Source organism: Nonomuraea sp. MTCD27, from assembly GCF_041950495.1.
Lineage (GTDB): Bacteria > Actinomycetota > Actinomycetes > Streptosporangiales > Streptosporangiaceae > Nonomuraea.
This window is the reverse complement of the sequence record NZ_JBGNUW010000009.1, coordinates 290661-307082: the sequence shown is the minus strand read 5'-3', so window position 1 is coordinate 307082 and position 16422 is coordinate 290661. Positions and strand designations below refer to the sequence as shown.

14 protein-coding genes are annotated in these 16422 nt (G+C 71.4%); 9 read left to right on the top strand and 5 right to left on the bottom strand.

The features are described from left to right. Nucleotides 1-69 precede the first annotated feature (69 nt). Complete coding sequence (locus tag ACBJ59_RS27175) at nucleotides 70-1023, bottom strand: LacI family DNA-binding transcriptional regulator (protein WP_364120760.1); 954 nt, start codon at nucleotides 1021-1023, stop codon at nucleotides 70-72. Nucleotides 1024-1214: 191 nt separating this feature from the next. Here ACBJ59_RS27175 and ACBJ59_RS27170 point away from each other — a divergent pair, with 191 nt between their 5' ends. From ACBJ59_RS27170 to ACBJ59_RS27155, 4 genes are read left to right on the top strand one after another with little or no spacing between them, the layout of a single operon-like run. Beyond that, nucleotides 1215-2108 (top strand): NAD-dependent epimerase/dehydratase family protein, encoded by an 894-nt coding sequence (locus ACBJ59_RS27170; RefSeq protein ID WP_375113074.1) that lies wholly within the window; start codon nucleotides 1215-1217, stop codon nucleotides 2106-2108. Continuing rightward, the gene (locus ACBJ59_RS27165) at nucleotides 2105-2977 is read left to right on the top strand and encodes a 5-dehydro-4-deoxyglucarate dehydratase (protein WP_375113073.1); all 873 of its coding nucleotides are present in this window, start codon (nucleotides 2105-2107) and stop codon (nucleotides 2975-2977) included. The genes ACBJ59_RS27170 and ACBJ59_RS27165 overlap by 4 nt, the downstream gene beginning before the upstream one ends. Continuing rightward, nucleotides 2974-4026, top strand: coding sequence for a mandelate racemase/muconate lactonizing enzyme family protein (locus ACBJ59_RS27160; protein WP_375113072.1), 1053 nt, complete (start codon nucleotides 2974-2976; stop codon nucleotides 4024-4026). Before ACBJ59_RS27165 ends, ACBJ59_RS27160 begins: the two co-directional genes overlap by 4 nt. Next, nucleotides 4026-5945: a DUF6807 family protein gene (locus ACBJ59_RS27155; protein ID WP_375113071.1), complete on the top strand. Its 1920-nt coding sequence runs from the start codon at nucleotides 4026-4028 to the stop codon at nucleotides 5943-5945. The genes ACBJ59_RS27160 and ACBJ59_RS27155 overlap by 1 nt, the downstream gene beginning before the upstream one ends. A gap of 42 nt (nucleotides 5946-5987) precedes the next feature. Here ACBJ59_RS27155 and ACBJ59_RS27150 read toward each other — a convergent pair whose 3' ends face one another. Together ACBJ59_RS27150 and ACBJ59_RS27145 are read right to left on the bottom strand one after the other, a co-directional pair. Then, nucleotides 5988-6233: a hypothetical protein gene (locus ACBJ59_RS27150; protein ID WP_375113070.1), complete on the bottom strand. Its 246-nt coding sequence runs from the start codon at nucleotides 6231-6233 to the stop codon at nucleotides 5988-5990. Nucleotides 6234-6285: 52 nt separating this feature from the next. Continuing rightward, on the bottom strand, nucleotides 6286-7014 hold the full coding sequence (locus tag ACBJ59_RS27145; protein ID WP_375113069.1) for a TetR family transcriptional regulator: 729 nt from the start codon (nucleotides 7012-7014) through the stop codon (nucleotides 6286-6288). Between the two features lie 108 nt (nucleotides 7015-7122). Between ACBJ59_RS27145 and ACBJ59_RS27140 the strand changes: the two genes are divergently transcribed. Genes ACBJ59_RS27140 through ACBJ59_RS27120 form a run of 5 tightly spaced genes read left to right on the top strand, consistent with a single transcriptional unit; the run spans nucleotide 7123 to nucleotide 14126 of the window. Beyond that, entirely contained in the window at nucleotides 7123-8745 is a 1623-nt protein-coding gene (locus tag ACBJ59_RS27140; protein WP_375113068.1) for an ABC transporter substrate-binding protein, read from the top strand. After that, complete coding sequence (locus ACBJ59_RS27135; RefSeq protein ID WP_375113067.1) at nucleotides 8742-9680, top strand: ABC transporter permease; 939 nt, start codon at nucleotides 8742-8744, stop codon at nucleotides 9678-9680. Before ACBJ59_RS27140 ends, ACBJ59_RS27135 begins: the two co-directional genes overlap by 4 nt. Beyond that, on the top strand, nucleotides 9673-11910 hold the full coding sequence (locus tag ACBJ59_RS27130; protein ID WP_375113066.1) for an oligopeptide/dipeptide ABC transporter ATP-binding protein: 2238 nt from the start codon (nucleotides 9673-9675) through the stop codon (nucleotides 11908-11910). The genes ACBJ59_RS27135 and ACBJ59_RS27130 overlap by 8 nt, the downstream gene beginning before the upstream one ends. After that, a complete protein-coding gene (locus ACBJ59_RS27125; RefSeq protein ID WP_375113065.1) occupies nucleotides 11900-12895 on the top strand; it encodes an ABC transporter ATP-binding protein in 996 nt (331 codons plus the stop codon). Before ACBJ59_RS27130 ends, ACBJ59_RS27125 begins: the two co-directional genes overlap by 11 nt. Before the next feature lie 7 nt (nucleotides 12896-12902). After that, nucleotides 12903-14126, top strand: coding sequence for an acyl-CoA dehydrogenase family protein (locus tag ACBJ59_RS27120; protein ID WP_375113064.1), 1224 nt, complete (start codon nucleotides 12903-12905; stop codon nucleotides 14124-14126). Between the two features lie 420 nt (nucleotides 14127-14546). On the opposite strand, the gene ACBJ59_RS27115 is transcribed toward ACBJ59_RS27120, so the two are convergent. Continuing rightward, complete coding sequence (locus ACBJ59_RS27115; RefSeq protein WP_375113063.1) at nucleotides 14547-15161, bottom strand: DUF6879 family protein; 615 nt, start codon at nucleotides 15159-15161, stop codon at nucleotides 14547-14549. A 249-nt stretch (nucleotides 15162-15410) separates the two neighbouring features. Then, nucleotides 15411-16271 carry a polyphosphate polymerase domain-containing protein gene (locus ACBJ59_RS27110; RefSeq protein WP_375113062.1) on the bottom strand — a complete coding sequence of 287 codons (861 nt, stop codon included), beginning with the start codon at nucleotides 16269-16271 and terminating at the stop codon, nucleotides 15411-15413. Nucleotides 16272-16422: the final 151 nt, after the last annotated feature.

Genomic DNA, 16422 nt, shown 5'->3' with positions numbered 1-16422 from the left:
CAAGCGTGCCCGCCCGAGAAGTCAGATGAATTTCGTTCCGGTTTAGTACAACCGTTTGCAGCTGCCGGGCTATCGTGGAGCAGCGGTGGAGTCCCTGATCACCAGGCGGGTCTCCAGCGAGGTGGTGGCGGTGACCTCCTGGATGAGCAGGTCCACCGCGAGCCGCCCGGCGGCGGCCGTCGGCATGGCCACCGTGGTGAGCTTCGGGCGGCTCAGCCGGCCGGGCACGATGTCGTCTATCCCCACCACGCTGACGTCCTCGGGCACGCTCAGCCCGAGATCGCCGAGCCCCTCGATGAGCCCGATCGCCACCAGGTCGTTGTAGGCCAGCACGCCGGTCGCCCCCGAGTCCCGGACCCGGGCCGCCGCGGCGAACCCGCCCCGCTCGGTGGGCGCGTTGGGGCCGATGACGACGAGTTCGACGCCCGGCACCTGTTCGGCGGCCGTACGGATCTCCGCGCTCGTCCACGAGCCGGCCGGCCCCGAGACCAGCGCGACCCGCGCGTGCCCCAGCCCGGCCAGGTGCTCGACCGCCAGCCTGGCCCCGTGGCCGACGTCCATCAGCACGGTGGCCGCGCCGCGCAGCCGCCGGTTGATCACCACGAACGGCACCCGCTCGGCCAGCCGCTCCAGCGCCTTGTTGGAGGAGCGCGGGCTGCACAGCACCAGGCCGTCCACCTGCTTGGAGAACGCCTGCACCAACTCCTCCTCGGCGGCCGGCTCCTCGTCGGTGTCGGCCACGAACAGGTGGTAGTCGCGCTGCCGGGCCGCCGAGTGCGCCGCCTTGATCAGCGGCGGGAAGAACGGGTTGGCGATGTCGGCCACGATCAGGCCGAGATTGTGGGTACGCCCGGTCGTGAGCGCCCTGGCCGCCCGGTTGGGCCGGTATCCCAGCTCCTCGGCCACGGTCAGCACCCTGGTGCGGGTGGCGGCGTTCACCATGTGCGGCGCGGAGAACGTCCGGGAGACCGTCGACACATGCACGCCGGACGCCCTGGCCACATCACGAATCGTCACTGTCACAGTCGCCCACCCTAACGCAACCGATTGCAGTACCCATGAGTACGATGAAAGCGCTTGCCACACGGCCGCGTCAGGACAAGGCCGAGAACTCCCAGCTAGACGGGCGGTGACGAAATCGCCTCTTGACGCCTCACCCTTCCTGACACAAAGGTTTAGTGCAACTGTTTGCAGTCTTGAAGGAGCCCCTCACGGTGAGCAGAGTCCTCGTCACCGGAAGCGCAGGACGCCTCGGCCGCAGCGTGGTCAGCACGCTCGCGGCGGCCGGGCACGAGGTCATAGGCGTTGACCGCGCCCCCGGAACACCGGCGGAGGCGGCCGTCGCGTTACCGGCCGACCTCACCGACACGGGCGAGGCGTTCGAGGTGATCGCCAGGTTCCGGCCGGAGTCGGTGATCCATCTGGCCGCGATCGCGACCCCGTTCAGCTTCCCGGAATCGGTGATTTTCAAGGTCAACACGCAGCTCGCGTTCAACGTGTGCGAGGCGTCGGTGGCCCTGGGCGTGGCGGGCCTGGTGATGGCCAGCAGCCCCACCGTCATGGGATACGGCGCGCCCGGCGGCTGGGCGCCCCACTACCTCCCGATCGACGAGGAGCACCCCGTACGCCCCTGGAACGCCTACAACCTGTCCAAGGTCGCGGCCGAGGAGACGATGAAGGCGTTCGCCCGGGCGGGCGGCACGAAGATGGCGGCGGTGCGGCCGTGCTTCGTGATCCCCCCGGAGGAGTGGGCGGGCGCGCCCACGCAGTCCGGCCACACGGTGCGCGAGCGGCTGGACCGGCCCGAGCTGGGCGGGGTGTCGCTGTTCAACTACATCGACTCCCGCGACGCCGCCGAGATGATCGCCGTGCTCGCCGAGGCGCTGCCCGAACTGCCCAACGGCGAGGTCTTCTTCGCCGGCGCGTCCGACGCGCTGGCCAGGAAGCCGCTGGCCGACCTGCTGCCCCAGGTCGTGCCCGGCACCGAGCCGTTCGCGGCCGGGCTCACCGGCACCACCCCCGCCTTCTCGATCGCCAAGGCAGAGCGCCTGCTCGGCTGGCAGCCCAAGCGCAGCTGGCGTACCGAACTCAAGGATGAATCCGAATGAATCTCAGCGGTGTGCTGTTCTTCCCCGTGACGCCCTTCGACGCCGACGGCACCCTTGCCGAGCAGGTGCTGGCCGAGCATGTGCGGCAGGGCATGGAGCACGGTCCGGGCGGCGTGTTCGTGGCGTGCGGCACCGGCGAGTTCTCGGCCCTGTCCGAGTCCGAGCACGCGCGGGCGGTGCGGGTGGCGGCCGGGGTCGTGGGCGGCCGGGTGCCGCTGTTCGCGGGCGCGGGCGGGCCGCTCGGCTCGGCGCTGAACCAGGCGCGGGCGGCGCGGGAGGCGGGCGCCGACGGGCTGCTGCTCATGCCGCCGTACCTGGCCCAGGGGCCCGGGCACGGCTTCGAGGCGTACGTGCGGGCGGTGGCCGAGGTGCTGCCGGTGATCGTCTACCAGCGTGGCTCCGTAGTGCTGGAGCCGGAGGCGGTGGTCGCGCTGGCCGGCGTCCCGGGGGTGATCGGGCTGAAGGACGGCCTGGGCGACATCGACCGGATGCAGCGGACCGTGCTGGCCGTGCGCGAGGTGTACCCGGACTTCCTGTTCTTCAACGGGCTGCCGACGGCCGAGCTGACCATGCCCGCCTACCGGGGCATCGGCGTGGAGCTGTACTCCAGCGCGGTGTTCGCGTTCGCGCCCGAGATCGCGCTGGCCTACCTCAACGGTGACGAGCGGCTGCTCACCGAGTTCTACGCCCCCCTCGTACGCCTGCGCGGCAAGGTCCCCGGCTACCCGGTCGCCCTGGTCAAGGCCGGCGTACGGTTGCGCGGCCTGGACGTCGGCGCCGTCCGCCCGCCGCTGGTCGAGGTGACCGGCGAGCACCTGGAGGAGCTGGAGGCGCTGATCAAGACCGGTCTCGAACGGGCGGCGTCATGACGATCGCGGACCTGCGTACCGAGCTGCGCACCGCCCCGCTGCCGCGCCCCTGGGGCGCGGACGTGCCCGCCAACCACGTGATCGTCACCCACGTCACGCTGAAGGACGGGCGCACCGGCACCGGGTTCTCGTGGACGCCGCAGATCGGCGCGCACGCCGTCAAGGCGCTGCTCGACCACGACCTGCGCGAGGCGCTGATCGGGCTGCCCGCGCACCCCGAGGTGGTGTGGGACCGGCTGTGGCGGCACCTGCGCGAGGCGGGCCCCGGCGGGATCACCACGATCGCGCTGGCCGGCGTCGACCTGGCGCTGTGGGACCTGCGCTGCGGCGCCGACGGGCTGCCGGACGCGCTGGGCCGGCGGCGCGAGGAGGTGCCGGTCTACGGCAGCGGCGTCAACCTGCACTATCCGCTGGAGGAGCTGGTCGAGCAGGCCAGGCGCTGGGTGGCGGCCGGCTACCGGGGCGTCAAGATCAAGGTGGGCCGCCCGGACCTGGCCGAGGACGTGGCCCGGGTGGCCGCCGTCCGCGAGGTGATCGGGCCCGACCGGCTGCTGATGATCGACGCCAACCAGCGCTGGGACCTGCACCGGGCCCGGCGGGCGCTGGCCGCGCTGCGGGAGTTCGGCCTGCACTGGATCGAGGAGCCGCTGCCCGCCGACGACGTGGCCGCGCACGTGGAGCTGCGCCGCTCCGTGGACGTGCCGGTCGCGGTCGGCGAGAACGTCTACACGACCTACGGCTTCCGCGATCTGCTGACCGCCGGGGCCTGCGACGTCGTCCAGCCGAACGTGGTGCGGGTCGGCGGCATCACGCCGTTCCTGCGGATCGCCGAGCTGGCCAGGACGTACGACGTGCCGGTCTACCCGCACCTGCTGAGCGAGGTGTCCGGGCAGCTCGCCCTGTCCCTGCCGCTGCCGGTCATGGTGGAGGACGTGGAGGACGCCTCGTTCGCCGCGCTGGGGTTGCTGGCGGAGCCGTACCCGGTGGAGATCTCGGGTGGCACGCTGCGCGCGGGCGGGCACGCCGGCCTCGGGCTGAGGTGGTCGTGATGGCGCCGGTGAAGGTCGTACTGGCCGGGGCCCAGGGCCACGGCCGCCACCATCTGGGCGTCCTGCGCCTGCTGGCCGATCGCGGCCTGGTCGAGCTGGCCGGCGTCTGCGACCTGCGTCCGGTGGAGGTGGACTTCGGGGCGCCGCTGCAGTCTCCGGACCTGGGCGATCTGATCGCTAAGACCGGCGCCGAGGTCACCGTCATCTGCACACCGATCGACACGCACGCCGACCTGGCGGTGACCGCGCTGCACGCCGGCTCGCACGTGCTGCTGGAGAAGCCGCCCGCGGCCAGCCCGGAGGCGCACCGCAGGATCGCCGCGGCGGTCGCGGAGACCGGCCTCGCCTGCCAGGTCGGCTTCCAGTCGCTCGGCTCGGCGGCCGTCCCGGCGCTGCGCGAGCTGATCGCGAGCGGCGCGCTGGGCCGGGTGCGCGGCATCGGCGGCGCGGGCGCCTGGGAGCGCCCCTCGGCCTACTTCACCCGCTCCCCCTGGTCCGGCAGGCGCCGGCTGAACGGGGTGGACGTGGTGGACGGCGCGCTGACGAACCCGTTCGCGCATGCCGTCGCGACCGCGCTCGCCCTGGTGGACAGCCCGATCGCGGAGATCGAGACCGAGCTCTACCACGCCCATCCGATCGAGTCGGACGACACGTCCTGCGTGCGCGTCCGGCTGGCGGACGGGCTCGTGATCACGATCGCGGTGACGTTGCTCGCGCCGGAGCGGCACGAGCCGTACCTGGTCGTGCACGGCGACCGGGGCCGGGCCACGCTGGTCTACACCGAGGACCGGCTCAAGGTGGAGCTCGCCGACGGTTCGGTCACGACGACCGTGCACGACCGTACGGGGCTGCTGGAGAACCTCATCGACCACGTGCGCACGGGCGCGGAGCTGCTGGTGCCGCTGTCGCGCACGGAGACGTTCACGCAGGTGCTGGACGCGGTGCGGCTGGCTCCCGAGCCGCTGCCGATCCCCGAACGGCACCAGCTGGTACGGCGGGACGAGGCGGGCGAGGTCGTGGGCCGGATCCTGCCCGGCGTGGTCGAGCTGACCGACCGCAGCGCGGCCGAGCTGGCGCTCTACTCGGAGCTCGGCGCGCCGTGGACGGGGGTGGAGCTGCTGGTGGCGGGCCGGGCGGTGGCCGCCTACGACTGGCGTCCCGACCTGCCCGTCACCGACTCACCCCGCCCCTACCTGCACCGGGTACGCACCCTCGGCGGCGTGGAGGTCACCCAGGTCCGCCCCGAGGACCACGTGCACCACCTGGGCGTGGGCGTGGCGATCTCCGACCTCGGCGGGGCGAACTTCTGGGGCGGCCGGACGTATGTCAAGGACCAGGGGCCCACCTGGCTGGACAACCACGGCACGCAGCGGCACCTGGCGTTCACCCGGCTGGACGACGGCGGCTTCGCCGAGCAGCTGGAGTGGACCGGCCCCGGCGGCCCGCTGGTCCGCGAGGAGCGGACGGTCACGGCCCGGCCGGTCGGGGACGCCTGGGCGCTGGACTTCGCGTTCACGCTCACCAACCTCACCGCCGCGCCGCTGGAGATCCACAGCTCGGCCACCAAGGGCCGGGCGGGCGCGGGGTACGGCGGCTTCTTCTGGCGCGCGCCCGGCACCTCCGCCGCCAGGACCACGCTCCCGGGCGGCGAGCAGGCCGTGCACGGCAGCCGGAATCCGTGGGTGGCCATGTCCGGCACCACTCCGGAGGGGCGGGACTGGACGCTGGTCTTCGTCCAGGCGGACGGCGACCCGTGGTTCGTCCGGGTCGAGGAGTATCCGGGGGTGGGGCAGGCGCTGGCCTGGGACACGCCGCTGGTCCTCGACACCACTCTGACCAGGCGGGTCGTCACCGTCGTGGCGGATGGAAGACTGACCGAGGAGGAGGTTTCCGCCCTGGCGGCCGACATGAGACTCTGATGCGAAGTTTCGCGTTGATCGTCTACGGCGGTGCATCCGGGCCTACCTGTCCACGCCCACCGCCTCCCCGCCACCGTGGTCCGGGCAGCGCCACCTCGAGGCGCTGGCCGGCGGGGGCACCGGTGCGGTGTGGAGCGAGGTCGCCCGGGCCACCACCGCCTCCGTCCTGAACACGTACGCCTCGGGCGGGGCCCGCGTGGACCAGGAACGAGTCCTGTCGGCGGTCTGCGCGGAGGCGGGCGTCCGGTTCGGGGGACGCCCGGGGTCGAGCTCGTACGCCGCTCGCACCCGGACGGCCGCTCCTTCCTGTTCGCCGTCAACCACACGGGGACCGACGCGGTCAGGATCGTCCGGGAGGGTCGCTGACGGGCGCGACCTCGGCGACCGTACCCGTCTCGGGGAGAAGGCCCGGCGGGGCGGCGGCCTCGCCCGCCGCCTTCCCCGACGTCGACCTGAGCAGCCTGAGGGCGCCCCGCGACAGGGCGGTCAGGATGTCGGCGGCCTCCGCCAGGTCGGGGTAGCGACCCTCCAGGTGGCCCATCGCCAGCGCGTTGGTGGCCGCGTTGATCCCCTCGGCGATCATCTCCAGCCGCCGCCGGTCACGCTCGTTGTCGGCGGTGTAGCCGAGGGCGGCCAGGTCGGCGGCGTGGTGCTCGCGGTAGGCCGCCGCCGTCTCCACCGCGAAGTCGCGCAGCGAGGACGACGGGTCGTGCCGGGCCCTGAGCTGGATGCGCAGCAGCTCGGGGTGCCGGCAGATCGCCTCCAGGGGGATGCGGAACGTCTCGCGGTGCCGTTCGAGATCGTCGGGAGCCTCGCGGGCCCTGCGGCGCGCCTCCCGCATCGATCCGCGCAACCGCTCGCCGCCCTCCTCCACGAGCACCCCGAGCAGCTCCTGCATGTCCTTGAAGTGCACGTAGAAGCTGGACTGGGCGATGCCGGCGGCCTTCGCGACCTTGACCGTGGTCAGCCCCGCCTCGCCCTCCTCGTCCAGGATCGCCAGGGCGGCGCGAACGAGCTTGCGCCTGGTCAGATCCTTGGCCTCGCTCCTGGTGAGCGGCGTGCCTGTCATCGATCCCCCTCCCCTCGTAACGATTGTCCCGCGGCACTTGTGCGTAATTTCACCGATAGTACTATCGGTGAAATTGCTCTCGGGGGGATCTACCGGGAGGAGGCGTGGATGAAACGCTGGAGAACACCGGCCACGGTGCTGCTGGCCGCGTCGGTGCTGCTGGCGTGCAGCGGACAGCGGCCGGTCGCGGGGCCGCCGCAGTCGAGCGCGCCGGCGACGGGACCGACCCAGGGCGGACGGCTGGTCTACGGGCTCAGCGCGGACGCCAACGGGTTCAATCCCGTCACCGACCAGTTCGCGGCACAGAGCTACAGCATGGCGGGCTCGATCATCGAACCGCTGGTCAGCGTGGACGCCAACGGCGAGTGGAAGCCGTACCTGGCCGAGTCGCTGACCCCGAGCAAGAAGTACGACGAATGGACGATCAAGGTCAGGCCGGGCGTCTCGTTCTCCGACGGGATCGCCCTCACCGGTGACATCGTCAAGGCCAACCTCGAAGCGCAGAAGGCCTCACCGCTGAACGCGGCGGTGTTCGTGCCGGTCAAGTCGTTCGAGCTGGTGGACCCGATGACGGTCAAGGTGCAGCTCAACCAGCCCTGGGTGGCCTTCCCGTACTATCTGGCCGCGCAGATCGGCATGATCGTCCCGCCCGCGTCGCTCAACGACCCCAAGTCGGCCAGCCTCAAGCCGGTGGGCACCGGGCCGTTCGTCTTCAAGGAGTACGTCCCGGACAACCGCATGGTCGTCGCCCGCAACCCCAAGTACTGGCGGCAGGGCCTGCCGTACCTGGACGAGGTCGAGTTCAGGATCCTGCCCGACAGCCAGACCCGGGCCCAGACCCTCGAAGCCGGCGGGGTCGACGCCATCGGGACCTCGCGCGACGAGGACCTGACCAAGTTCGGCGCGCAGAAGGACACCTACACGGTGCACCGCGCGCAGGGCATGGCCGTGCCGGAGTACATGTTCCTGCTCAACACCGCGGTGGCTCCGCTCGACGACGTACGGGTCCGCAAGGCCCTCGCCTACGCCACCGACCGCAAGACCGTCATCTCGACCCTGCGCGGCGGGCTGACCAAGCCGGCCGACGGCCCGTGGTCGGAGGACTCCAAGTGGTACGCCCCCGGCGGCTACCCCGACTTCGACGCGGCCAAGGCCGCCGAACTGGTCAAGGAGGTGGAGGCGGAGAAGGGGCCGATCCGCTTCGAGCTGATCTCCACCCCCGACCCGAACACCATGCAGGGCGTGGAGCTGGCCCAGGACATGTGGCGCAAGGCCGGCATGGACGTGTCGATCAAGCAGGCCGACCAGCCCGACCTGATCAACCGCGCCATCACCGGGAACTTCGCCGCCACCGTGTGGACGCAGTTCTCCTCCCCCGACCCCGACGGCGAGTACATCTGGATGCACCAGGGGTACGCCAAGCCCGTCGGCGCCATTTCGCTCAACATGACCCGGCTCAAGGACGACAAGCTGAGCGCCGCCCTGGACATCGGCCGGACGAACCCGGACGAGGCCGCGCGCAAGCAGGCGTACACCACCGTGCAGGAGCGGCTGCGCGATCTGGTCCCGTACGTGTTCATCGACCACCTCAACACCGGGGCGATCGTGGCCAGGACCAAGGTGCGCGGCATCGGTGAGCACGTGCTGCCCGACGGCGAGAAGGGGTTGCCGCTGACCGGCTCGCCCATCCCGTACCACCCCTTCGGCCAGCTCTGGGTCAGCGAACGGTGATCATCGTCCACCGGCTGGTCCGGCTCCTGGTGGTGCTGGTCGTGGTGACCTTCCTCTCCTTCGTCCTGCTCAATCTGCTGCCGGGCGACCCGCTCACGCAGATCCTGGGCCTGTCGGCGACCGAGGAGGCCCGCGCCCAGCTCCGCCAGGAGCTCGGGCTGGACCAGCCGCTGATCGTGCGCTATCTCGACTGGCTGGGCGGGCTCGCCACCGGTGATTTCGGTGACTCCTACATCACCAGGATGCCGGTCGCCACCGAGCTGGCCGAGCGGCTGCCCGTCACCCTCGAGCTGCTGGTCGCCGCGCAGATCATCGCGCTGGGACTGGCGATCCCGGTGGGCGTGGCCGCTGCCCGCCGCGCCGGCCGCGCTCTGGACCAGGTGCTCACCGCGCTCAGCTTCGCGCTGCTGTCCACGCCCGTCTTCGTGCTGGGCGTGCTGCTGATCCTCGTCTTCGCGGTCACCTGGCAGGTGGTTCCCGCGACCGGCTGGACCCCCATCACCCTCGACCTGGGCTGGAACCTCACCTCCGTGATCCTGCCCGCGATCACGCTCGGCTGCGGGCAGCTGGCGGTCTACGCGCGGCTGCTGCGTACCGACCTGATCGCCACCCTCCAGGAGGACTACATCACGCTGGCGCGCGCCCGCGGCCTGTCGCCGCGCCGCATCCTGTGGCGGCACGCGCTGCGCCCCTCCGCGATCACCCTGATCACCGCCATCGGCCTCAACCTGGGCGCGCTCATCGGCGGCACCGTGATCATCGAGACCCTCTTCGGCCTGCCCGGCGTCGGGCGGCTCATCGTCGACTCCATCTTTTCCCGCGACTACCTGACGGTTCAGGGAGGCGTCGTGCTGATCTCGGTCGGCTACGTGGTGGTCAACTTCGCGGTGGACCTGGTGTACGCCGCCGTCGACCCCAGGATCCGGCGTGCGTAGGCGGCTGGGGCTCGGGTTCTGGCTGGCGATCGGCTGGATCGGGCTGGTGCTGCTCGCCGCCCTCCTCGCCGACCTGCTGCCGTTCCCCCGCTACGACGAGACGCTCGCCGGCCCGCCGCAGTCGGGGCCCAGCGCCGCGCACCCGCTCGGCACCGACGGGCTCGGCCGCGACGTCCTCAGCCGGGTCGTGTACGGGGCCCGCGTCTCGCTCGGCGTGGGCCTCGGCGCCGTCCTGCTCGGCCTGGGCATCGGCGCGCCGCTCGGCGTCCTGGCCGGATACCGGCGGCGGGCCACGGACGCGATCATCATGGCGGTCAACGACGTGGCGCAGGCCTTCCCGGCGCTGGTGTTCGCGCTGGCCGTGGTGGCCTTCGCCGGGGCGAACCTGCGCAACGTGCTCATCGTCCTCGGCGTGCTAGGCGTGCCCTCCTGGGTCCGCCTGATCCGGGGCGCCACCCTGACCTTCGCCGAGCGCGAGTTCGTGCTGGCCGCCCGCGTGCTGGGCACCCGTGACCGGCGGATCCTGTGGCGGGAGATCGTGCCGAACGTGGCGGTGCCGGCGGCGTCGTACGCGTTCATCGGCATGGCCGTGGTCGTGGTCGCCGAGGGCAGCCTGGCCTTCCTGGGGCTGTCCGTGCAGGCGCCCACCCCGACCTGGGGCGGGCTGATCAACGAGGGCCGCACCCTCATGGAGACCGCGCCGCACGTGGTGCTGGCCCCCTCGATCGCCATGTTCCTGACCGTGCTGTCGTTCAACCTGGTGGGCGACCGGCTGCGGTCCATGACGGACGTGCGGGAGAGCGGCCTGGAGCCGGTACGCCAGGCCGCCGCCGCGCCCGCCCTGCCCACCGCGCCGCACCCGATCCGCGACACCCTGCTCCAGGTGGAGGACCTGCGCACGCACTTCGTCACGCCGCGCGGGGTCGTCAAGGCCGTGGACGGGGTCTCCTTCACCCTCGAACGCGGCCGCACCCTGGCCATCGTCGGGGAGTCGGGCTCGGGCAAGTCCATGCTCATCCGCTCCATCCTCGGCCTGCTGCCCGGCACCTCGGTCCGGGGCGGGAACGTGTACCTGTCCGGCGACGACCTGACCACCTACAGCCCCGTCGAGATGCGCTCGGTCCTGGGGCTCCGGCTCGGGACCGTGTTCCAGGACCCGATGACGGCCCTGAACCCGGTACGGACGATCGGGACCCAGGTGATGGAGCCGCTGCGGGTGCACCTCCGGATGAGCCGCAAGCAGGCCCGCGCGGAGGCGGTGCGGCTGCTCGCCTCGGTCGGCATCCCCGACCCCGTACGCATGTTGCGCCGCTACCCGCACCAGCTCTCCGGCGGGATGCGGCAGCGGGTGACGATCGCGATGGCGCTGTCGTGCCGTCCCGACGTGCTGTTCGCCGACGAGCCCACCACCGCGCTCGACGTGACCATCCAGGACCAGGTGCTGCGGCTGCTGCACCAGCAGCGCGAGGAGCGGGACATGGCCGTGGTGCTGGTCAGCCACGACCTGTCGGTGGTGGCGCGGTGGGCCGACGAGGTGATCGTGATGTACGCCGGGAAGGTGGTGGAGCGGGGGCCCGCGGACGAGGTGTTCGCGCGGGCGCGGATGCCGTACACGGAGGCCCTGCTGCAGGCGGCGCCCCGGCTGACGGACCCGGTGCACCACCGGCTGCGCGTCATCCCCGGCCGGCCGCCGGACCTGGTGGACCTGCCTGCCGGGTGCGCGTTCCGCGCGCGGTGCGCGTACGCGCAGGAGCGGTGCGAGCGGGAGGCGCCGCCGCTGTTCGAGGAGGCCCACCACCAGTACGCCTGCTGGTACCCCCGCGACACCGCCCCGGCCCGCCCCCTGGAACCCGCCCTGCTCCCCACCACCGCCTCGCCGAACTCCGGCCACCCACCCACTTCGGACGCCCACCCCTCGGACGCCCAGCCATTGGACACCCACCCCTCAGACGCCCAGCCTTTGGAGCCTTTGGACGCCCAGCCTTTGGACGCCCAGCCTTTGGACGCCCAGCCTTTGGACGCCCAGCCTTTGGACGCCCAGCCTTTGGACGCCCAGCCTTTGGACGCCCGCCGACCATCCACCATCGAAGCCCATCGACCATCGCCCCCCACGGGCGCCCCAGAACCGCAGCACCCCCCGCACCCGTCACCGAGCGAGGCGGCCACGAAGACGACCACCGCGGCCGAAGAGGCGGCAGGCGTGAAGGGAGCTGAGTTCGGTGGCCGGTAGCGGAAGTGCGCACCTCCGTCCCCGTGACGAGGTGCTGCTGCGGGTGGAGGATCTGGTCGTGGAGTTCCCGGCGGGCCGCGGCCGCACCGTGCGGGCGGTCTCCGGGGTGAGCTTCGACCTGGCGCGCGGCGAGACGCTCGGCATCGTCGGCGAGTCGGGCTGCGGCAAGTCCAGCGCCGCCCGAGCGCTGGTCCAGCTCCCCAAGCCCCGCTCGGGCTCCGTCCAGCTCGACGGTCTGGAGCTGACCACGCTGCGCGGAGAGGCCCTGCGCAGGACCCGCCAGCGCCTCCAGATGATCTTCCAGGACCCCATCTCCTCCCTCAATCCCCGCCGCCGCGTCCGCGAGATCGTCGGCGAGGGCCCCCGCGTGTGGAACCTCCCCGGCGACCGGGTGGACGAGGTCCTGGAGGCGGTCGGGCTCGACCCGAAGACGGCGGCGGTGCGCCGGCCGCACGAGTTCTCGGGCGGGCAGTGCCAGCGGATCTCGATCGCCCGCGCCCTGATCCTCGACCCGGAGGTGGTGATCTGCGACGAGCCGGTGTCCGCCCTGGACGTCTCGGTGCAGGCCCAGATCCTCGGCCTGCTGGAGGATCTCAAGGCCCGCTACCGGCTCACGCTCGTCTTCATCGCCCACGACCTGGCCGTGGTGAAGAACGTCAGCGACCGGATCATGGTCATGTACCTGGGCAAGGTGTGCGAGCTGGCGCCGAGCGCGGACCTGATCAGCCGGCCGGCGCACCCGTACACGCGGGCTCTGATCGCCTCCATCCCCGGGGGCGGACTGGACCTGCCGCCCGCCGACACGCTGATCAGCGGCGAGCCCCCGTCCCCCGTCAGCCCGCCCACCGGGTGCCGCTTCCGTACCCGCTGCCCGCGGGCGACGGCGACGTGCGCCGCGGAGGAGCCCCAGATCAGGCAGATCGGCGAGGACCACTGGCTGGCCTGCCACAACCCCGATGATTCGCAACTTCACCGCAAGGAGTAACACCAGCATGGCCATCGATTTCACCCTCGCCCCGGAGCACGAGGAGATCCGCAAGCGGGTCCGCACCTTCATCCAGGGCACCGTCATTCCGGCCATGGAGGACCTGAAGGAGGGCGATCGCGACGAGTACCTCCGGGCGATCTTCCAGCTCCGTTCCCTGGCCAAGGCGGAGGGCCTGTGGCTGCCGCACATGCCGAAGGAGTGGGGTGGCATGGGCCTGGGTCACGTGGAGCTGGCCATGGTGCAGTCGGAGGCGGCCAAGACCCGCATCGGCCCGTGGGTGCTCAACTGCCAGGCTCCCGACGAGGGCAACATGCACACCCTGCTGCACTGGGCGAGCGACGAGCAGAAGGAGAAGTACCTTCGCCCGCTGCTCGACGGGGTGCAGATGTCCTGCTTCGCCATGACCGAGCCGGAGGTGGCCGGGTCCGACCCCACGCTGATCCGTACCGAGGCGGTCCAGGACGGCGACGAGTGGGTGATCAACGGCCACAAGTGGTTCATCTCCAACGCCCGGCGGGCCAACTTCGCCATCCTCATCGCCAGGACGGAGCCGGACGTACCGGAGGGTTCGCGCGGCGCCAACACGGCCTTCCTCGTGGACCTCCCCAACCCGGGCTGGAACGACGTACGCGAGGTGGAGACCATGCACGGCTCCACCGGCCACAGCGAGATCGTCATCAAGGACCTGCGCCTGCCCGACAGCGCGATCCTCGGCGGGCGGGGCAACGGCCACCGCCTGGGCCAGTACCGTCTGGGCCCGGCCCGCCTCGCCCACTGCATGCGCTGGATCTCGCAGGCGGAAACGGCGCTGGACATGATGGTCGACCGCGCGCTCAAGCGCTACAGCCACGGCTCCCTGCTGGCGGAGAAGCAGGGCATCCAGTGGATGATCGCCGACTCGGCCATGGAGCTCTACCAGTGCAAGCTGATGGTCCTGCACGCCGCCTCCAAGATCGACAAGGGCGATGACTTCCGTACGGAGGTGTCGATGGCCAAGCACTTCGTGGCCAACAGCCTCAACCGGATCATCGACCGCGCGATCCAGGTGCACGGGGCCCTGGGCTACTCGACGGACACGCCGCTGGCGAACATGTTCCAGCACGCCCGCTGGGCCCGCTTCGCCGACGGCGCCGACGAGATCCACCAGATGCGCATCGCGGAGCGCACGATCGCCGCCTACCAGGCCACCGGCTCCACCAGCACCGCCACCGGCGACCTCCCCCTGTAACCCCAGACTCCGTCCCTCCGGGGACGGAACCGCTCACATCCCCCTACTCACCTGCATGGCGCCCGGCCTTCTCCGAGAAGCCCGGGCGCCGCGCATGAGCCACACCCTAGGCACGTTCCACATCCGCCCAAATTGACCCCCACCACGCCCCGTCCAACCTCGACCCGACCTCGCCCCGCCTCGACCCCGGCCCAACCTCGCCCCGCCTGGACCCCGGCCCGGCCCAACCCCGCCCTCATCCCGACCGAGCCTCGCCCCGTCCCAGCCCCGTCCCGACCCAGCCCCGGCCCAATCTCGCCCCGCCTCAACCCCGCCTCAACCCGGCCCCGTCCCGACCCAGCCCCGGCCCGATCCCACCCCGCCCCCATCCCGGCCCGGCCCTGTCCCGGCCACCCCGAGCGAGGTCGGGAATCCTTCGTCTCAGACGGTCACCCGAGGCGTGGGCAACGGCACGATCTCCCGCTCGTAGTAGGCCCGGAAGTCCTCACCACCGGCGAACATCTTGTCGAGCTCCCCCCGGCAAGCCGCGATCACCTCGCGATCGTCGATCCGCCGCGCCCCGCTGTGCGTCCCCGTTTCGTCATACGTCACCTCGTACATGACCGCCGTCCCGAGCACGACCAGCTCCGGCAATCGCCGCCCCACCTCAAGCTCGGCCACCTCACCGGCATCAAGCACCCGCACCTGCTCGGCAGTCGCGACCTTCAGCGCCAGAACATGCATCTCCCACTGCAAATAGGGCGTGACCGGGTGCTCAACGATCCGAATTCTCCTGCGGACGAACTTCTCCGCCGGCCGTTCCCGGATCCCCGTCGCCCCCGTCGCATCGCACTCGCCGTCGATCAGCTTCAGCGACCGATTCCAGTCGCCCTCCATCATGGCGACCCAGCTGGGCTCCCCCGCCTCCCGGAAGCTCTGGATCCGTTCGAGCTTCCAGAACACGTCATCGATCTCCCGGAAATTCGGCCAGAAGTCATCGAGATACTCATCCGCACTCAGCAAGTCGCCTGGAATCTCACGAATGCGCTCAAGCATGAGGAATATCCCTTTTAGCCGCAAGCAGCGCGTTCCGCAGAACAACTACCAGACATTCAGTCGTGGGCCGGTGAACACATCCGACGGCAACCGCTACTCATACTCGCTGGTCAACTCCCTACCTATCACCATGAAGTCCCCGTTGTCGAGTTCCCGCAGGTCAGACCGGGCGGGTCGCCCCGGGCACCCCTGGGCAATCCCCGGGCCCAAGCACCAATTCCCACCCACCCGACCTCACCTCTTCATTGCTCATTCCAATCCCCCGACACCGGCCCCGCCCGCATGGGTCTGCCATTCGACTCGGCAGCGACCGGCTCGGGTCGGCGGGCGCCGGGGGCTCGGCCGGTGGGTCAGGTAGCGGTGCAGGACCGGGTGCCAGCGGTTGGCGGGCAGGTCGCGGAGGGCGGCGACCGCGAGGCAGTATTTGCTCACCGTCACCGGCCGCACCCCGAGCCCGCGCAGCACCTTGTCGATCACCGCCTTCCCGTCCACCGACTTCGACTCCAGCAGGACCAGGTCCTCGCGAGCAGGGGTGCTGCGTTGCCCGTCGCGGCAGAGCAGCCCGGTGTCGCACGTGAGCCGGGCCGCGCCGGATCGGTCGATGAGCGTGACCCGCTTGTAGTCGGTGGCCAGCACCGGCTCCATCGTCTCGGGTGCGATGAGGCGCAGCTCGCTGAGCAGCGTGTCGCGGACGAAGTCCAGCGCCTCCCTGGTTAGCGTCCGGCTCGGCACGCCGTCGTACGGGATGCGGTGTTTGTCCGTGGAGCCCCGCGCGCCGTTGAGCTTGAGCTCCAGCCACTGGCCGCCCCCATCGAGGTAGGTCCGGGTGCGCAGCTTGAACCGGCGCCGCCGGTCCTGCCGATGCTGGTGGTAGGTGAGCAGGTCAGGGGTGTCGAAGTAGGTGGAGGTGTAGCGGAACTGCCGCCGCCCGTCGATCCGCAACGCGCAGAACCGGTCGCCCAGCTCCGCCGCGAGTCTCGCCATGGTCGAGGCGGTCACGATGTATTTGCAGTCGACCCGGCTCATCAGCTCCGGCACGTCCTCGAGCCCGATAGCGGGGAGCGCGGCGGCGACTCCGGCGAGCAGCGCATCCGCGTACGGTTCAGCCATCCTGCCCCTCCAGCGATACCACGCCCCCCCGGCCCGCCCTCGACCCCCGCCCGGCCCGCTCGGCCCTCCGCACCCGCACCCGCACCCGCACCCGCACCCGACCGGCCGTCGGCCCCCGACCCGCCCTCGACCATCGCCCTACGCGACCAGC